General features: G+C 72.9%; 14 protein-coding genes. 4 read left to right on the top strand and 10 right to left on the bottom strand.

Features of this window, described 5'->3' with window-relative positions:
* Positions 1 to 6: 6 nt before the first annotated feature.
* Genes recD through recC form a run of 3 tightly spaced genes read right to left on the bottom strand, consistent with a single transcriptional unit; the run spans position 7 to position 8,389 of the window.
* On the bottom strand, positions 7 to 1,779 hold the full coding sequence (gene recD / locus FHP06_RS00145) for an exodeoxyribonuclease V subunit alpha (protein WP_147682642.1): 1,773 nt from the start codon (positions 1,777 to 1,779) through the stop codon (positions 7 to 9).
* On the bottom strand, positions 1,776 to 5,087 hold the full coding sequence (locus tag FHP06_RS00140; protein ID WP_147682640.1) for a UvrD-helicase domain-containing protein: 3,312 nt from the start codon (positions 5,085 to 5,087) through the stop codon (positions 1,776 to 1,778). Before FHP06_RS00140 ends, recD begins: the two co-directional genes overlap by 4 nt.
* Positions 5,087 to 8,389: an exodeoxyribonuclease V subunit gamma gene (gene recC / locus FHP06_RS00135; RefSeq protein WP_147682638.1), complete on the bottom strand. Its 3,303-nt coding sequence runs from the start codon at positions 8,387 to 8,389 to the stop codon at positions 5,087 to 5,089. Before recC ends, FHP06_RS00140 begins: the two co-directional genes overlap by 1 nt.
* Before the next feature lie 46 nt (positions 8,390 to 8,435).
* Between recC and FHP06_RS00130 the strand changes: the two genes are divergently transcribed.
* From FHP06_RS00130 to FHP06_RS00120, 3 genes are read left to right on the top strand one after another with little or no spacing between them, the layout of a single operon-like run.
* A complete protein-coding gene (locus tag FHP06_RS00130; RefSeq protein ID WP_147682636.1) occupies positions 8,436 to 8,618 on the top strand; it encodes a cold-shock protein in 183 nt (60 codons plus the stop codon).
* Positions 8,619 to 8,628: 10 nt separating this feature from the next.
* On the top strand, positions 8,629 to 8,919 hold the full coding sequence (locus tag FHP06_RS00125) for a hypothetical protein (RefSeq protein ID WP_147682634.1): 291 nt from the start codon (positions 8,629 to 8,631) through the stop codon (positions 8,917 to 8,919).
* A gap of 44 nt (positions 8,920 to 8,963) precedes the next feature.
* Positions 8,964 to 10,694: a CocE/NonD family hydrolase gene (locus tag FHP06_RS00120; RefSeq protein WP_147682632.1), complete on the top strand. Its 1,731-nt coding sequence runs from the start codon at positions 8,964 to 8,966 to the stop codon at positions 10,692 to 10,694.
* Positions 10,695 to 10,786: 92 nt separating this feature from the next.
* On the opposite strand, the gene leuD is transcribed toward FHP06_RS00120, so the two are convergent.
* The gene (gene leuD, locus FHP06_RS00115) at positions 10,787 to 11,386 is read right to left on the bottom strand and encodes a 3-isopropylmalate dehydratase small subunit (protein ID WP_147682631.1); all 600 of its coding nucleotides are present in this window, start codon (positions 11,384 to 11,386) and stop codon (positions 10,787 to 10,789) included.
* A 2-nt stretch (positions 11,387 to 11,388) separates the two neighbouring features.
* Entirely contained in the window at positions 11,389 to 12,801 is a 1,413-nt protein-coding gene (leuC, locus tag FHP06_RS00110; RefSeq protein WP_147682629.1) for a 3-isopropylmalate dehydratase large subunit, read from the bottom strand.
* 51 nt (positions 12,802 to 12,852) lie between these two features.
* Between leuC and FHP06_RS00105 the strand changes: the two genes are divergently transcribed.
* Positions 12,853 to 13,578, top strand: coding sequence for an IclR family transcriptional regulator (locus FHP06_RS00105; protein ID WP_147682627.1), 726 nt, complete (start codon positions 12,853 to 12,855; stop codon positions 13,576 to 13,578).
* A 3-nt stretch (positions 13,579 to 13,581) separates the two neighbouring features.
* Here the strand turns inward: FHP06_RS00105 and FHP06_RS00100 are convergent, their stop codons facing one another.
* The 5 genes from FHP06_RS00100 to FHP06_RS00080 are packed head-to-tail and all read right to left on the bottom strand — an operon-like array spanning position 13,582 to position 18,205.
* Positions 13,582 to 14,223: a nuclear transport factor 2 family protein gene (locus FHP06_RS00100; RefSeq protein WP_147682625.1), complete on the bottom strand. Its 642-nt coding sequence runs from the start codon at positions 14,221 to 14,223 to the stop codon at positions 13,582 to 13,584.
* Entirely contained in the window at positions 14,220 to 15,647 is a 1,428-nt protein-coding gene (locus tag FHP06_RS00095; RefSeq protein WP_147682623.1) for an aldehyde dehydrogenase family protein, read from the bottom strand. The genes FHP06_RS00100 and FHP06_RS00095 overlap by 4 nt, the downstream gene beginning before the upstream one ends.
* 25 nt (positions 15,648 to 15,672) lie before the next feature.
* Positions 15,673 to 16,356 (bottom strand): 3-oxoacid CoA-transferase subunit B, encoded by a 684-nt coding sequence (locus tag FHP06_RS00090; protein ID WP_147682621.1) that lies wholly within the window; start codon positions 16,354 to 16,356, stop codon positions 15,673 to 15,675.
* A complete protein-coding gene (locus FHP06_RS00085) occupies positions 16,353 to 17,015 on the bottom strand; it encodes a 3-oxoacid CoA-transferase subunit A (RefSeq protein WP_147682619.1) in 663 nt (220 codons plus the stop codon). Before FHP06_RS00085 ends, FHP06_RS00090 begins: the two co-directional genes overlap by 4 nt.
* Complete coding sequence (locus FHP06_RS00080; RefSeq protein WP_147682618.1) at positions 17,012 to 18,205, bottom strand: thiolase family protein; 1,194 nt, start codon at positions 18,203 to 18,205, stop codon at positions 17,012 to 17,014. Before FHP06_RS00080 ends, FHP06_RS00085 begins: the two co-directional genes overlap by 4 nt.
* Positions 18,206 to 18,209 lie beyond the last annotated feature (4 nt).

Below are 18,209 nucleotides of genomic sequence, written 5' to 3'. Positions count from 1 at the left end.
CCGAGCCTAGCCGCCGTGGGTCGCGGTACCGCGGAGTCGGTCGGCCAGGCCGGACGCGCGTTGCACCTGGCGGCCGATCGCGTCGTGGACGGCCTGCTCGGTGCCGACGATGCGCACGCGGTCCTGAGCGCGGGTGATGGCGGTGTAGAACAGCTCGCGCGTGAGCAGTCGCGAGTCCGGCGGCGGCATGATCACGGTGACCTCCCGCGCCTGGGACCCCTGCGACTTGTGCACCGTCATGGCGTGCATCGTGTCGGCGTCGGGCAGCCGGGTGGGCGCGAGCAGTCGCGGCTCGTGCGTGCCGCGAGCGAGCGCGACGACGAGCCCGCCGTCGGGGCGGCGGAGCGTGACGCCGACGTCGCCGTTGTAGACGTCCAGCTCGCGGTCGTTGGCCGTGACGAGGACCGGACGGCCGGGGTACCAGGTCTCGTAGTGCGTGACGCCGGTGGCGTCCGAGACCATGCGCTCGACCTCCCGGTTCCAGCCCTGGACGCCGAACCGGCCCTCGCGGTGGGCGCACAGCAGGCGGTGGTCGTCGAGCGTCGCGATGGCGGCGGCCGCGTCGAAGGTCTCGCCCGCGCGGCGCAGGGCCATCCCGGCGTCTCGCAGCCGCACCCGGAGCACCTCGATGGCCGCCTGGTCCTCGGGGTCGACGAGCTCGATCGTCTCCCCGCCGTGGCGGAGCAGGTCGACCGCGCCCTCGGCGTCGCCGGATCGCACCAGCTCGGCCAGCGCGCCGATCTCCTCGCCGAAGCGGTGCGACGTGCGCAGCCGGGACACCGGCGCGGCCGGGTGCTGGGCGAGCCCGTCGACGAGGTCGGCCAGGACGGCGCCCGCCTCGACGGACGCGAGCTGGTCGGCGTCGCCCACCAGCACCAGCCGGGCGTCCGGGCGCACGGCCTCCAGCAGCCGAGCCATGTGCGTGAGCGACACCATCGAGGTCTCGTCGACGATGACCACGTCGTGCGGGAGCCGGTGGCGCGCGTCGTGCCGGAACCTGACGTTGCTGCCTCGCCACCCGAGCAGGCGGTGCAGGGTGGACGCGCGCAGGTCGCCCAGCCGGGCCCGGTCCTCGTCCGGGAGCTGATCGGCAGCCGCGACGGTGGCGTCCTGCAGCCGGGCCGCGGCCTTGGCCGTGGGCGCGCACAGGGCGATGCGCGGCGCGACGCCGTCGGCGAGCTCGTGCTGCTCGGCCACCAGGGCCAGCAGCCGGGCCACCGTGGTGGTCTTGCCGGTGCCGGGTCCGCCGGTGAGCACCGACGTCCAGCGCCGCACGGCGCTCTCGGCGACGGCCCGCTGCTCGGCGTAGGTGGCCTCGCCGAACAGCCGCTCGAGACCGGCGGCCAGCGCGTCCGCGTCGACGACGGGCGCGTCGTGCTCGAGTCGGCCCAGGATGTCGTCGCAGACCGCGCGCTCCTCGCGCCAGTAGCGGTCGAGGTAGAGGCGCGAGCCCTCGAGCCGCAGGATCTCCTCACCGACCAGCGGGCTCGCGCCCACGGCCCGGATCCAGGCGGTCGGCTCCGGCCAGTCGAGGACGACCTCGTCGTCGAGCGGGATCTCCGCGGCGTGCGCGAGGTCGAGGCACACCGACCCCTGCCGCACCGCGCGGACGGCGAGGGCCACGGCGAGGCGCACGTCCTCGGACGACTCCCCGACGACGTCGGCGAGCCGGGTGGCGACGTGCACGTCGGCCGCCGAGAGCACGTCGGCGGCGTTGAACGTGGCCAGGACGCCCTGGGCGCGGAGCGCGACCCGGCGGTCGTGACGGTCGTCGATCATGACGCCACCTGCGCGGGCTGTCCGGCGAGCAGGCTCGACAGGTCGGTGACCAGCGCCGCCGGCGGCCGCCAGGAGAAGACGCCGCACGGGTTGCCGTCGATCTCCGGCGTCTCGGGCCCGCACATGCCGCGCACGTAGAGGTAGAGGATGCCGCCGAGGTGCTGCTGGGGGTCGTAGCCGGGCTGGCGCCAGCGCAGGTACCGGTGCAGCACGACGGAGTAGAGCATCGCCTGCAGCGGGTAGTGCGAGTGCAGCATCGCCTCCGCCATGCGCTCCGGCGTGTAGTCGAGCGCCGTCAGCTGAGCGTCGGAGGTGCCGAGCCAGTTGGTCTTGTAGTCGACGACGAGGTACGAGTGCTCGTCACCTCGCGGCACCCGGAGGACGACGTCGATCGAGCCGCCGAGGTAGCCGCGCAGCACCTGCTCGCCGAGGGACGGCGACTCCAGCCGGTCCGCGTAGGCGCGCATGGGGTCGTCAGACGGCAGGTGGCGGCGCACGGCGTCGGCGACGGCGCCGAGCACCGAGGCCCGCGCGCCGGACCGGTCGCCGCCGGCCAGCGGCACCTCGAAGTCGAGCTCGGACAGCCGGTCGGACGGTGGCAGGTCGCTCAGCCGCAGCCCGTCGGCGAGCGGACCGAGCGACGTGTGCTGCATCGGGACGAGGGCGGCGGCGAGGTCCTCGGCCGGCACGTCGACCGGCCACCACCGCTGCTGCTCGACGACCTGCCGGAGCAGCTCACCCTCGACGTCGTCGACGGTGACGTCGGCGTGCTCGAGGACCGCGTGCACCAGCGAGCCGAACGACGCTCCCGCGGGGAGATCGGCCATCGGGGACACCGGACCCTCCGCGGGAGTCGTGGCCTCCGGCTCGGGGACGGGGCCCTCCTCCTCGACCGGGTCCTCGTCGACCGTGCCCGGCTCCTCCGGCTCGGTGACCGGCGCGACCACGGCCTCCTCCGCGCGGATCAGCCCGCTGTACGAGGTGCGCCGCCAGTCGGTGTCGATGGGCCGGTCGAGCCGACTGATCGACAGGGCTGGGACCTCGGCCGGCGTCGGCTGCACGACGACCGACGGCGTCGCGTCGACCTCCTCGACGCGGACCGCCCCGGCCGCCTCCCACGCCTGCAGCCGCTCTCGGGCCTCGGACCAGGACGGCTTGTCGGCCACCGTCGGGACGTCGCTCTCGCCCGGCCCGCGGCCGAGCAGCAGCCGCGTGAGTCCCGACGGCCCGGAGTTGTAGCTGCCGGCCCACCACGCCACGACCTGGGACTGCGCCCGGGTGAGCGCGACATACGTGAGGCGAAGCTCCTCCGCCGCGTCCTCGGCGCGGACCTGGGCGGCGACGTCGGTCGGAAGGTCCTTGCCGCCGACGTACCGCATCCGGCGGCTCCCCTGGTGGAAGAGCGGGACGTCCTCGTCGCGGACGAAGCAGTCGAAGTGGGTGGGCAGGTAGACGACCGGGTACTGCAGGCCCTTGCTGCCGTGGATGGTGACCACCTGGACGGCGGCGGCGTCGCTCTCCAGGCGGCGGGGGCGCTCGCTGCTCCCCCGGTCGCGACGGCGCTCGCGCCGCAGCCACTCCAGCAGTGCGGGGAGGCCGAGCCGCTCTCGGTGCGCGACGTCGTGCAGCATCTGGCCGAGGTGGTGCAGGTCGGTGAGGTGCCGCTCGCCGCCGGGCTGCGCGAGCACGCGCTCGGCCAGCCCCCCGGCCGTGACGGCCTCGTGCACGGCCGCGACGCCACGGGCACGGAAGAGGTCCAACCACCGGCGGACCTGCTCGGCGACGGTGTCGGCGAGGTCCTCGCCGCCCGCGTCCAAGGACGCCGGGCTCTCACCGACGAACGACGACAGCGCGACCGCGCGGACCCGCCGCGACGACTGGCGCTCCAGCGCCTCCAGCAGCGTGAGCCACTCCTCGGCCGCCGGGCTGAGCAGCACGCTGTCGCCGCCGGTGACGACGCTCGCGATGCCGCGCGCGGCCAGGGCCGAGCGGAACAGGTCGACACCGGTGCGGGTGCGCATCAGGATCGCGACGTCGCCCGGCTGCACCGGACGGGCCTGACCGGACGCGTCGGTGAACGTGGCGCCCGACGTCAGCAGCGCCGCGACGTCGTCGGCAAGGTCCGCGGCGATGGTCGAGCGCAGCGCCGCGATGCCGGGGTACCGGCCGGTGTCGTCCGGTGCGATGATCCGCAGGCGGAACGGGTCCTCGTGCGGCATCCCGGCCAGGCGCGTGCCCTCGTGCGCGGCCTCGACCTCGTGGACGGTGATGCGCTCGTCACCGAGGCGGGCGCCCCGGGTGAGCGCCTGCAGCGCGCCGACGAGAGGGGCATCGGAGCGATGGTTGGTGGCGAGCGTGCGGGACTCGGCCGCGGTGCCGGCGGCCTCGAGATAGGTGACGACGTCACCGCCGCGGAAGCCGTAGATCGCCTGCTTGGGGTCGCCGATGAGCACGAGCGTGGCGTGGCCGGTGAAGGCCCGGTCGAGCACCTGCCACTGGACCGGGTCGGTGTCCTGGAACTCGTCGACGAGCACGATGCGCCAGCGCTGCCGCATGCGCTGGCGTGCGGGAGCGTCGTCGGCGTCGAGCGCCGTGGCGAGCCGGCTCAGCAGGTCGTCGTACGAGAGCACGCCGCGTCGCTGCTTGCGGTGCTCGACCTCGGCCCGCACCCCCTCGGCGAACGCGACGCGGTGGGCCTGGACGCTGCCGGCCTCGGCGCCCTCGGGGGCGAGGGCCGCCTGAGGGTCGCCCACTGCGGCGCGGCCGAGCACGCGCGCCTCACGCGGGCTGAACGGTGCAGGGTCGTCGGCGTCGGCGTAGGTGCGGACGTAGAGGTCGTTCACCACCTCGTCCACGAGCTCGTCGAGGTCCTCCACGAGCTCGACGCCGGAGTCGGAGTCGCCGGCGACGCCGAGCGAGCGCAGGACGAGCTGGCAGAACTGGTGGGTGGTGGCGATGGTGGCGGCGTCGAAGGAGGCGAGCGCCGACGTCAGGCGGTCGAGCCGGGCCGCGACCTCGGCGTCGTCCCCGGTGCGGAGGTAGGTGATCAGCTCGCTCGGGCTGGTGGCCGATGCGGGGTCGGACAGAGCTCGCTGAGCCTCCAAGAGCTGCTCACGCACGCGCTCGCGCAGCTCCTGGCTGGCCATCCGGCCGAACGTGATGACGAGCATCTCGTCGAGGGTGGCCACGCCTTCCGCGACGTAGCGGGTGACCAGCGCGCCGACCGTGTACGTCTTGCCCGTGCCGGCGCTGGCCTCCAGCACGGTGGTGCCGGAGGGCAGCGGCCCGAGGACGTCGAAGCGCTCCATCAGCGCACCGCCGCCCGGTCGAGGATCGGCTGCCACAGGCGCCGGGACAGGGCACCGAGTCGCGTGGTCTCGTCGCCGTAGCCCTCCCCCTGCCGCGGGGTGGCGGCCAGCAGCTCGTCGAAGGAGAGCCGGCCCCACACCCGGACGTGGTGCGGGTCCTGGTCCTCCTTGGTCCAGCTCGGGTCCGTGGTGGTCCACTCCTTGGCCGCGGCCGCCCGCGAGGTGACGTCGCGCTGCTTCGTGGCCCAGGCGTGGCCGGTCCTCAGCGGCAAGGGCACCGGGCCCCGCATGCCGGCGTCGTGGAGGGCGACGAGCTGGCGGAGGATCTCGGTGGCGTCCTCGACCGGCCCGAACACGATCGACGACACGGCCTGGTCGCGGCTCCCCCGCCCGACGACGCCGGAGTGCCACTCGACGTCCGGTCGGGTGGCGCAGAGCGCGAGCAGCGGCAGCCAGGCGTCGAGGTAGTGGCGCGGCCCGCACTTGGAGTAGGTGGCCTCGACCCGTCGGCTGCCGTAGACGTCGGAGACGGTGCCGCGGAGCCGGCGGCCGTCCCCGAGGTCGACGTCCACGTCCACGGACGCGGCCGCCTCGTCGCCGCGCAGGCCGATGGCCTCGGCGGCGACCGGCGCGACGGCTCCCGCCGTCTCGGTCAGCGTCTGCCAGCCGAGCTGCCGGCCGGGCGGGAGCGTCCCGCGCCGCCACTCCTTCTGGCGGGCGAGGTCGAGGTCGGTGCCGGCCAGGACGTCGCGGAGCAGCCGGTCCCCCACGCTCCAGCCGGCCAGGCTGTCGATCTCGAGGGGCAGGACGTCGACGACCTCCTCGCCGTCCTCGGGCAGTGCGATGCCCATGCGGCGGGACAGGAACGCCCGGACCGGGTGGCGGAGGAACGCGCCGAGGTCGGCGAGGTCGACGTCGGCGGGCGGCAGGGCGGGAAGGTCGACGAACGGCTCGACCGGGCGGCGCGGGCCGGCGGCCGCACGGGCACCGGCCAGGGCGGCCGGGTCGAACGAGAAGGGCCGGTCGGTCTGCAGGACCCCCGGGACCAGGTTGCGCTGGTCGAACGGCTGGAGGGGGTGGTGGACGACGACCCGGTGGCGGGCACCTTCCACCGTGGCGTCGAGCGCGTCGAGCAGCTCGCCCAGCGGGACGGCCGGCGGCCGGGTCTGGCCGGTGGTCTCCTGGGCCCCGGAGTAGGTGACGACGAGGTGCTCGGTGGCCGCCATGACGGCGTCGAGCAGGAGCTGGCGGTCCTCGCTGCGCGGGTCGCGCTCGCCGGTGACCGGCCGACGCGCGAGGGCGTCGTCACCGTCGACGATGGTGTTGCGCGGGAACACGTCGTCGTCGAGCCCCAGCAGGCACACGACCCGGTGCGGCACCGAGCGCATCGGCACCATCGTGCAGACGGTGAGCGACCCGCTCCGGAAGTTCGCCCGCGTGGGACGCCCCGCGAGGCGCTCGGCCAACAGGGCCCGCACGTCCGGGAGCCGCAGCTCGGTGCGCCCGCCGGCGGCGTCGCCGAGGGCGGCGATCTCGCGCTGCACCTGCGCGGTCTGCCACTCCTCGCCCCACGCCACCGACGTCAGCGAGGCGACGGCCTCGGTCATCGCGTCCAGCCAGTGCGTCACCGGGTGCGACCCGACCATCCGTTCGGTGACGGCGTGCAGGCGGTCGACGAGCTCGGCCAGGCGGCCGGCGAGGTCGATCGACGTGGACCCGACGTCGTCGAGCGGCAGCGTGGTGTCGATCCAGCGGTTGGCGTCGTCGGACACCGCGACGCCGGCGAGCACGCGGTCGAGCCCGAACCGCCAGGTGTTGTGGACGTAGCGCTCCAGCCCGTACGGCCGGCGGTGCTCGGCGTCGAACGCCCAGCGGATGCCCGCGGCGTCGACCCAGGAGCCGATGCGGTCGAGGTCGTCGTCGCTGAAGCCGAACCGGCGCCGGACCGGGTCCGTGGCGCACAGGTCGAGGACCGCGCTGGCCTCGGCCCGTCCGCCGGCGATGGTCAGCACCGCGTCGACGACGGCCAGCAGCGGGTTGGTGCGCGTGAGCGCGCGGTCGGCCAGGCGCACCTCGAGCGCGTGCCCGGGGTGCCAGCCGTGGTGGCCGGTGGCCGCGGCGACCGAGCCCAGCCCGAACGCCGCCTCCACCAGCGGCGCGTACGCCTCGATGTCCGGACACATGACGAGGACGTCGCGCGGCTCGAGGCTGGGGTCGTCGGCGAGCAGGCCCAGGATCACCTCGCGCAGGACGTCGACCTGGCGTGCCGGGCCGTGGCACGCGTGCACCTGGACGCTGCGGTCGCCGGCTTCGAGCTGCCGTCCGGAGGCGTCGGCGAGCGACGACGCGGCGAGGTCGGACTGGAGCAGCCCGAGCAGCGTGCCCGGCCGGGGCGGCGGCGGGCCGACGGCCTCGTCGACATCGACCACGGGCTCCAGCGTGCGCTGCAGCTCGCGGACGTCGCGCCCCAGCGACGCCAGCAGCGGGTGCCCGACCCGCTCGTGGCTGCGGTCCTCGTCGCGCGGCACGGCGCCGCCGAGGCCGGAGAGCGCCGTCCACATGGCCTCCGAGGGGTGCGGCAGCCAGACGTGGACGTCGCGGTGGCGGCCCAGCGCGCCGAGGAGCTCGGCCTCGGTGGCAGCGATGCGCGTGTGGCCGAACAACGAGAGTCGTGGCGGGAGGTCGGCCGCGCCCTCGCCCGCGGCCAGCGCCTCGAGGGTGGCCGCGTGCCGTTCTGCCGGTGGCGGAGCGTCCACCAGGTCAAGGACGTGGCGCCAGAGCTCCGGCTGCCACGCGAGGTCGGGATCGACGTCGTCCTGGCCCGCGGCCCACGCGGTGAGCAGGGACGGACGTTGCACGGCGTAGGAGGCGAACAGTCCGGCCAGCCGACGGGCCACGGCGTAGCGGCGGCCGTGTCGCAGCTCGGCCTCCTCGCCCTCCAGGGTGCGGCCGAGGTGGGCGTCGAGCGTGGCCATCCACGATTCGCCGGTGTGCGAGTCGATGACCTCGAGCACCGTCCAGACCAGGACGTCGGGCGACCACGGGTCGTCGTCGCCGATGCCGGTGAGCTCGGCCACGAGCGAGCGCGGCGTGCGGAAGTCGACCGCCGCGCACACGCCGTCGTCGCCGGCGTCCGCGCCGAGCCGGTGCGACAGGCGCTGGCTCAGCCAGCGCTCGATGCCCCGCGCGGGGACGATGACGAGCTCGCGCGCGAACGGGTCGGCCTGCGGCTCCCGCAGGACGTCGGCGAGCGCCTCGGCGAGCAGGTCGGCGCGCTGGGCGCGATGCAGGGTGAGAGCCACGGTGAGCGCGACTCTACGACGGCGTGCCGACGGATACCCTGGGGACGTGCAAGGAACCGTCGCGACGTACGACCCGGTCTCCCGTTCCGGTGACCTGTTGACCGACGACGGCCTGCGCATGGCCTTCCCCGGCGAGGCGCTCGCGGAGCACATCCGGCACCTGCGGATCGGGCAGCGCGTGTTCATCGATGCTGGTGAACAGGGCATCACCGGCATCCGTCTGTGGTGAGATACCCGCCATGGGACTCATTCCTGCCAACCCCGCCCAGGTCCTCAACCGTGCCGACAAGGTGCTCAACACCGTCGACGGCACGCTCGAGCGCGTCGACGGCACGCTGTCGGACGTCAGCACCACGCTGACCACCGTCGAGAAGACGCTGACCGAGACCAAGACGACCCTCGGCGAGGTGCGCGACCTGCTGACGTCGCTGCAGAGCCAGCTCGCCTTGCTCGAGGACCTGCCCCGCCTGGCGGCCCAGCTCGACGAGGTCCACAGCGCTGTCGTCAAGGGGGCGGGGAAGAAGGCCTGATCTCGGGGCAGACAAAGTTGGTACGTTCGTACTAATATCCCCGGATGCGTCTCGTCGCCGCGCTCGCCGGCCTGCTGCTGACCACCGCCGGGCTCGCCGCGACCCCGGCCGCCGCCGCGGACCCGGAGCCCACGGCACAGTCGATCCGGTTCACCACGTCCGACGGCGTCTCGCTGCAGACCACGCTGTTCAGCTCGGACCCGTCCGTGCCCCGCCCGACGGTCGTCGAGTTCAGCCCCTACGGCAACAACAGCCAGACGGTGACGCCCAGTGCCGGCACGAACGTCCTGCTGGTGCAGATCCGCGGCACCGGCAGCAGCGACGGCCAGTTCGACGCCCTCGGCCCGCGCAACCAGGCCGACGTCCCCGAGGTGCTCCAGTGGGCCTGCGAGCAGCCGTGGAGCAACGGCTCGCTCGGCATCAACGGGTTCTCGGCCAGCGCGATCATCATCTACAACTCGATGCACCAGCAGCTGCCCTGCGTGAAGGCGATGGTGCTCAAGTCCGGCACGTTCGAGCTCTACCGCGACCTGCTCGTGCCCGGCGGCGTCTCCAACATCGTCCCGGGCGCCGGCGTGATCCTGCTGATCGGCGCCCCGGCCCTGCTGCAGGGCGCCGAGCGGCTCGAGCGGAACCCGGCGTCGTCCCTCGACGTGCTGTCCGGGTTGTTCCTCGCCGGCCTCAACGCCGGCCTCCTGCACCCGACGCTGGACGACTTCTGGAAGAAGCGCCGGTTCCGCGGCGACGTCAACCACGTGCCGGTGCTCGTGATCGACGGGTTCTTCGACGTCGAGTCGCGCGGTGCGTTCCAGGGGTACCAGCAGCTCCGTGACGACGGCGCCCACCTCCTGGTCGTCGGCGCGCACGACGGCGCGCCAGAGGGCACCGACGGCGGCGCGGCGGAGACGAACGCGTGGTTCGACCACTACCTGAGCGGCGTCGACAACGGCGTCGAGAACCACCCGCGCGTGCAGATGCTGCTGTCCGACGGCGACCGCGAGGACATGCTGGCCGGCCAGTACGTCAGCCGGAACGCCACCGACTGGCCCGTGCCCGGCACCACCTGGCACTCGCTCAGCCTCGACGCCACGAAGAGCGGGTCGGCGCGCTCCCTCAACGACGGCTCGCTCACGCTCGGCTCCCCGGGCAAGACCGGGCTGCAGACGTACCTCGCCGCCCCGACGATCCCGTTCAACAGCGACCCGCCGAACACGGCGATCCTCGGCGGCTTCGGACTGAACCAGCTCACCACCGCGCTGCCGTTCCTCAGCCAGATGGACCTGACCGAGCCGCTCGGCCTCAGCTACACGACCAGGCCGCTGAAGCAGGACGTGCTGGCCGTCGGCCCGGCCGCGCTGGACGTCCGGTTGTCCTCCACGTCACCGGAGACCGCGATCTGGGCCGTGCTCACCGACGTCGCCCCGGACGGCTCGTCGCACCCGCTGACCGTCGGGCGGCTGCTCACGTCGTTCCCGGACATCGACGAGTCGAAGTCGCTCAAGGACGGCAACGGCACGATCGTCCAGCCGTACGGCGACTTCAGCAGGAAGACGCCCCTGGCGTCGCTCACACCGAAGCTCTACCACGTGGAGCTCTGGCCGGTCGGCAACCGGTTCAAGGCCGGCCACCGCATCCGTCTCGACCTCGTGGGCGCGTCGCTCGCCTCCCTGCCCACGCTGCCCGGGCTCACGTCCGTGCGCGTCGGCGGCACCAGCGGCTCGCGCCTCCTGCTCCCCGTCCTCCCGGAGAGCAACCTGCCCGCCGCCCTGAACTAGACCCCCGGACTTCGCGAAATGTGACGCGGAGGGCGCCATCCGAGTCGGATGACGCCCTCCGCGTCACATTTTGCTCTCGACGAGCACCAGGGCTAGACCGTGGTCGGCTTGAAGGCGAGGCGGTCCTGCTCGTAGGACTCGATGGCGTCGGCGTGGCCGAGGGTGATGGCGATGTCGTCCAGGCCCTCGAGGAGACGCCAGCGGGTGTAGTCGTCGATCGTGAACGAGTCCTCGATCGCGTCGATGCCGTCACCGGCCTTCACCGTGCGGGACTCGAGGTCGATGGTGATGCTGGCACCCGGGTTGTCGTCCAGGTAGTCCCAGAGGCGTTGGACGACCTTCTCGTCCACCTGCGCGGCGAGCAGCCCGGCCTTGCCGGAGTTGCCGCGGAAGATGTCGCCGAAGCGCGAGCTGATGACGACCTTGAAGCCGTAGTTCTGAAGCGCCCAGACGGCGTGCTCGCGCGACGAGCCGGTGCCGAAGTCCGGCCCGGCCACCAGCACCGTGGCGTTCTTGTACGCGTCCTGGTTCAGCACGAACGACGGGTCGTTCCGCCAGGCGGCGAACAGGCCGTCCTCGAAGCCGGTGCGCGTGACGCGCTTGAGGTAGACCGCCGGGATGATCTGGTCGGTGTCGACGTTGCTGCGCTTCAGCGGGGCGCCGACGCCGGTGTGGGTCGTGAACTTCTCCATGGTCAGGCCTCCAGGGGTTCCAGGTCGGCAGGGCTGGCGAGGTGGCCGAGGATGCCGGTGGCCACCGCCACCTCGGGCGACACCAGGTGGGTGCGGCCGCCCTTGCCCTGGCGGCCCTCGAAGTTGCGGTTGGAGGTCGACGCGCTGCGCTCCCCCGGCGTCAGCTGGTCCGGGTTCATGCCGAGGCACATCGAGCAGCCCGCGCCGCGCCACTCGGCGCCCGCCTCCTTGAAGACGACGTCGAGGCCCTCCTCCTCGGCCTGCAGTCGCACGCGGACCGAGCCGGGCACGACGAGCACACGGGTGTTCTCCGCGACCTGGCGGCCCTTGATGATCTCGGCGGCCGTGCGGAGGTCCTCCATGCGGCCGTTGGTGCAGGAGCCGATGAAGACCGTGTCGACGTCGATCTCGCGCATCGGCGTGCCGGCCGTCAGGCCCATGTACTCCAGCGCGCGCTCGGCGGCGACCTTCTCGTTGGGGTCCTCGAACTCGTCGGGGTGCGGGACCGACGCGGTCAGCGGTACGCCCTGGCCGGGGTTGGTGCCCCAGGTGACGAACGGGCCGATCGTCGAGGCGTCGATCGTGACGACCTTGTCGAACTCGGCGTCGTCGTCGGTGACGAGGCTCTCCCAGTAGGCGACGGCCGCGTCCCAGGCCTCGGCCTGCGGGGCGTGCGGACGGCCCTTGATGTAGTCGAACGTGGTCTGGTCGGGAGCGATGAGGCCGGCCTTGGCGCCCCACTCGATCGACATGTTGCAGATCGTCATGCGGGCTTCCATCGACAGCTTCCTGATGGCCTCGCCGCGGTACTCGACGATGTAGCCCTGGCCGCCGCCGGTGGTCTCCTGCGCGATCAGGGCGAGGATCAGGTCCTTCGCCGTGGCGTCGGCGGGCAGCTCGCCCTCCACCTCGACGGCCATCATCTTCGGCTTGGCCTGCGACAGGGACTGCGTGGCCAGCACGTGCTCGACCTCGCTGGTGCCGATGCCGAACGCGATGGCGCCGAACGCCCCGTGCGTCGACGTGTGGGAGTCGCCGCACACGATCGTCATGCCGGGCTGCGTCAGGCCGAGCTGCGGGCCGACGACGTGGACGATGCCCTGGTCGAGGTTGCCCATCGGGTACAGCCGGACGCCGAACTCCTCGGCATTGGCGCGCAGCGTCTCGACCTGCTTGCGCGAGACGGGGTCGGCGATGGGCTTGTCGAGGTCCGTCGTGGGGATGTTGTGGTCCTCGGTGGCCAGCGTCAGGTCGGGACGGCGGACGCTGCGGCCGGACAGCCGCAACCCGTCGAACGCCTGCGGGCTCGTCACCTCGTGGATGAGGTGGAGGTCGATGTACAGCAGGTCGGGCTCGCCCTCGGCGGAGCGAACCACGTGGTCATCCCAGATCTTCTCGGCGAGCGTCTTACCCATGTCGCTACGCTAACACTTGCGTCTCAAGATGCGATACGGCAGTATCAATACATGGACAACAGCTCCTCCAGCACCGGCAGCGGCGTCGGCGTCCTCGACAAGGCGGCCCTCGTGCTCGCCGCTCTCGAGCCCGGCCCCGCCACGCTCGCCGGGCTGGTCGCCGCCACCGGCCTCGCGCGTCCCACCGCCCATCGTCTCGCGGTCGCTCTCGAGCACCATCGTCTCGTGGCCCGCGACATGCAGGGCCGCTTCGTCCTCGGTCCGCGCCTCGGCGAGCTGGCCGCGGCCGCCGGCGAGGACCGCCTCCTCGCCGCCGCCGGCCCCGTGCTCGCGCGCCTGCGCGACATCACCGGCGAGTCCGCCCAGCTGTTCCGCCGCCAGGGCGACTTCCGTGTCTGCGTCGCGGCCGCCGACCGCCCCACCGGCCTGCGCGACTCGATCCCCGTGGGCAGCCAGCTGACGATGAACGCCGGCTCCGCCGCCCAGGTCCTCCTCGCCTGGGAAGACCCGGAGCGCATGAACAAGGGCCTGCTGAAGTCGGCGTTCTCCGCCGCCGAGCTGTCCGCCGTCCGCCGGCGCGGCTGGGCGCAGAGCGTCGGCGAGCGCGAGAACGGCGTCGGATCGGTGTCCGCGCCGGTGCGCTCACCGTCCGGCAAAGTCGTCGCGGCGGTCTCGGTGTCGGGACCGCTCGAGCGCCTCACCCGTCAGCCGGGCCGCATGCACGCGCCCGCCGTGGCCGCAGCCGCCGAGCGGCTCAGCCAGGGCCTGCGCCGCTGACCCTCACTCCCCTTCGACGAGCCAGGCGTCCTCGCCCCGGTGGAACGCGGCCAGCTCCTCGGGCTGGTCGTCGCCCAGCAGGTCCTGGCTCACGGTGACCCCGCGGGTCGACTGGATCCAGGTGAGGAACCGGTACGACGGACGAAGGCCGGCGAGCCGTTCGACGTCGACCGGGATGGCCTGGCCGGCGTGGACGGGGCGGAGCTCGTCGCGCTCGAGCAGCGCCTCGAAGCTCAGCAGCCGCCACCGGCCGTCGGCGCGGACGGCCCGGGAGAAGAACCGGCAGTAGGCGTGGAAGTCGACCTCGACGCCCTCGACCGTGGTGCGGTTGAAGATCTTGGCCGGGCTCTCCACGGTGGCGCGGTCGCCGCGGACCTGGGCGTACGCCGGGAAGACCCAGTGCTTGCTGTTGCCCGTCCGCTCCATCCACGCCTTCGTGGCCTCGACGTAGGCCTCGCCGCCGCGTCCCTCGTACCAGGTGGTGCGGACGTAGGCGTCGTCGTGGAAGCAGTCGCGCATCACGTCGAACCGTCGCTGGTCGCGGGCGAACCGCTCCCGGCGAGCCAGGTCGAACAGCTCCTCGCGGTCCAGCAGCTCGGCCAGGCGGTCGGTGGTGTCGGGCACGGTGGTGGTCCTCTCGGTCATTGCGGGTACCCCAGCACGGCCTTCACCTCGAGATACTCCTCGAAGCCGAAGCGGCCGAACTCGCGGCCGTTGCCCGACTGCTTGTAGCCGCCGAACGGCAGGCTCCGGTCGAACGGGGCCCCGTTGAGGTAGACCCGGCCGGCGCGGATCCGGTTGGCGACGCGGCGGGCGTGGTCGGGGTCGCCCGACTGCACGAAGCCGGCCAGCCCGTAGGGCGTGTCGTTGGCGATCTCGACCGCCTCGTCCTCGCTCTCGTAGTGGAGGATCGACAGCACCGGGCCGAAGATCTCCTCGCGCGCGATCCGCATCTGCGGGGTGACGTCGCCGAACACGGTCGGGCGCACGTAGAAGCCGGTGTCGAGCCCGTCCGGTCGGTCCGGTCCGCCGATCACGAGCGTGGCTCCTTCGTCGATCCCGGACTGCACGAGGCCGGTCACCTTCTCGAGCTGGGTCTGGTTCACCACCGGTCCCATCGTGGTGTCGGGATCGAGCGGGTCGCCCAGCCGGACGGTCTCGACCGCGCGACGCGCGATGGCGTACGCCTCGTCGCGCTGCGAGTGGTGCACCAGCATGCGGGTGGGCGACTGGCAGTTCTGCCCGCCGTTGGTGAAGCAGGAGTGCACGCCGGCGGTGACGGCGGACTCGAGGTCCGCGTCCGGCAGGACGATGTTGGCCGACTTGCCGCCCAGCTCGAGGGCGACGCGCTTGACCGTGTCCGCGGCCAGCTTCGACACCCGGATGCCGGCTCCGGTGGAACCGGTGAGCGACACCATGTCGATGTCCGGGTGCGCCGCGATGGCCTCACCGACGGTGGGCCCGTCGCCGTTGACCAGGTTGAACACGCCGGGCGGGAGGTCCGCGTCGTGGATGATCTCGGCGAGCAGCATCGCGCTGAGCGGGGCGATCTCGCTCGGCTTGAGCACGACGGTGCAGCCCGTGGCGAGCGCCGGCGCCACCTTGGAGGCGACCTGGTTCAGCGGCCAGTTCCAGGGGGTGATGAGGCCGCAGACGCCGATCGGCTCGCGCCGGACGATGCCCGCACCCGTCACCTCTTCGAAGTTGTAGTTCACGAGGACCCGCGCCGCCTCCTCGAAGTGGAACAGTGCGACGGTGGCCTGCCGCTCGGTCGAGAACGTGATCGGCGAGCCCATCTCCAGCGTCATCGTGCGGGCGATCTCGGGCAGCCGGGCTCGGAACCCCGCGATGATGCGTTCCAGGTACTCGAGCCGCTGGGCGACGCTGACCTGCGAGTACGTGGCGAACGCGTCGCGGGCCGACTTCACCGCCTGGTCGACGTCGTCCTCCGTGCCCAGGCTGATGGAGGCGAACGTCTCCTCGGTGGCCGGGTTGAGGACGCCGAGGGTGCGCGGCACGGCCGGGTCGACCCACGCGCCACCGACGTAGAACTGGTGCTGCTCGTTCATCTGCCACTCCTCCTGGCGGGAGTCTTCACGATCCCGCCCACGTCAGGGGAACGTCGAGGCGAGCGCTCAGCTCGTCGAACGAGATCCCCCAGGTCTCCCGCACGCCGACCGCCTCCCCCGTGGTCAGGTCGAACGTCGCGACGTCGGTGTAGACCCGGTCGACGCAGTGCAGCGCCGTGATCGGGTACGTGCAGGCCTCGACGAGCTTCGACTCGCCGCTCTTGGTGAACAGGGACATCAGCACGAACACCTGCTTCGCACCGACGGCCAGGTCCATCGCACCGCCGACGGCCGGGATCGCCTCGGGGTCGCCGGTGTGCCAGTTGGCCAGATCTCCCGCCGCCGACACCTGGTACGCGCCGAGAACGCACAGGTCGAGGTGACCACCGCGCATCATCGCGAACGAGTCCGCGTGGTGGAAGTACGACGCTCCCGGCAGCTCGGTGACCGGCAGCTTGCCGGCGTTGATGAGGTCGGGATCGATCGCGTCGCCGGTGGCCGCGGGGCCCATGCCGAGCATCCCGTTCTCCGTGTGGAAGATGACGCCGGACTCCGGGGGCAGGTGGTCCGCCACGGTCGTGGGCTGCCCGATGCCGAGGTTCACGTACGCGCCGCGGGGAATGTCGCGCGCGAGCGCCTGGGCCATCTCGTCGCGGCTGAGCGGCCCGCGGTCGGTGTGCTGGAGGGCGGGCACGGACGTCACGCTCATGCCGCCACCTGCACGATCCGGTCGACGTAGATGCCCGGCGTGACCACGGCCTCGGGATCCAGGTCCCCGACCTCGACGACGTGGGCGACCTGCACGATCGTCGTCGTCGCCGCCGTGGCCATGACGGGCGCGAAGTTGCGTGCGGTCTTGCGATAGACGAGGTTGCCGAGCGGATCGGCGGCGTGCGCCGCGATGAGCGCGACGTCGGCCGCGATGGGCAGCTCGAGGACGTACTCGCGTCCGCCGATCTCGCGGGTCTCCTTGCCCTCGGCGAGCAGGGTGCCCACGCCCGTCGGCGTGTAGAGGCCGCCGATGCCGGCGCCCGCGGCGCGCATCCGCTCGGCCAGGCTGCCCTGCGGAGCGACCTCGAGCTCGATCCGGCCGCTGCGGTACAGCTCGTCGAAGACCCACGAGTCCGTCTGCCGGGGGAAGGAGCAGACGACCTTGCGCACCCGGCCGGCTGCGAGCAGCGCGGCCAGGCCGGTGTCGCCGTTGCCCGCGTTGTTCGAGACCACGGTGAGGTCCTGTGCACCCTGACGGATCAGCGCGTCGATCAGCGCGAACGGCATCCCGGTGATGCCGAAGCCACCGACCAGGACCGTCGAGCCGTCGGCGATCCCGGCGACGGCGTCGTCGACAGAGGCGCAGAGCTGCGTCATGACACGTTCTCGAGCACGACCGCGAGGCCCTGCCCGACGCCGATGCAGATGGCGGCCACGCCCCAGCGCTCGCCGGACTCCACCAGGCGAGCCGCGAGGGTGCCGAGGATGCGTCCGCCGGACGCACCCAGCGGGTGTCCGATGGCGATCGCGCCGCCCTTGGCGTTGACGACCTCGGCGTCACGCAGCCCGAGCTCGAGCCAGGCGTCGACGCACGCGATCGACTGGACGGCGAACGCCTCGTTCAGCTCCACCGCGCCGACGTCCGCCCAGGTGATGCCCGCCCGGGCCACGGCGTCGTTGGCCGCCTCGACCGGGGCGTAGCCGAACTGCTGCGGCTCGAGCGCTGACCAGCCGCGGCCGGCGACCCGTGCAACCGGGTCGCGGCCGATCGTGGCCGCGGCCTTCTCCGAGCCGAGGAGGACGGCGCTGGCGCCGTCGTTGAGCGGCGAGCAGTTGCCGGCCGTGATCGTTCCGCTCGGGCGGAACGCCGGCTTCAGCCTCGCCAACCCCTCGAGCGTCGTGTCGGGGCGGATGCTCTCGTCCTGGGCCAGCTCGACGCCGGGGACCGGCACGACGAGATCGTCGTAGAAGCCCTTCTCCCACGCCTCCGCCGCGAGCCGGTGCGACCGAGCACCCATCTCGTCCTGGCGCTCGCGCGAGATGGAGAACGTCTCCTGCAGCTGCTCGTTGCACTCCCCCAGCGAGACCGTCCACTCCGCGGGCATCCGCTCGTTGACCAGCCGCCAGCCCAACGTGGTGGACACCGCGGTGACGTCCCCGGCCGGGTACCGGCGCGACGGCTTGGGCAGGACCCACGGTGCTCGCGTCATCGACTCGACGCCGCCGGCGACCGCGACGTCGGCGTCCCCGACCTCGATCATCCGCGACGCCATCATCGCGGCGTCCAGCGACGAGCCGCAGAGCCGGTTCACCGTCGTCGCGCTCACCGAGACGGGCAGACCCGCCAGCAGGACCGCCATCCGGCCCACGTTCCGGTTGTCCTCGCCGGCCCCGTTGGCGTTGCCCCAGAACACGTCCTCGACCAGGGCGGGGTCGAGCCCCGGCGAGCGGTCGAGCAGTCCTTTCAGTGCGATGGCGGCGAGGTCATCGGTCCTCGTGTCGGCCAAGGCGCCGCCGAACCGCCCGAAGGGCGTGCGGGCCGACGCGTACACGAATGAGCTGGTCATCGGG

Source organism: Aeromicrobium terrae (assembly GCF_008039565.1).
Taxonomy (GTDB): domain Bacteria; phylum Actinomycetota; class Actinomycetes; order Propionibacteriales; family Nocardioidaceae; genus Aeromicrobium; species Aeromicrobium terrae.
Note: the sequence above shows the minus strand (reverse complement) of the source record. Positions and strands in the feature narration are given on the sequence as shown.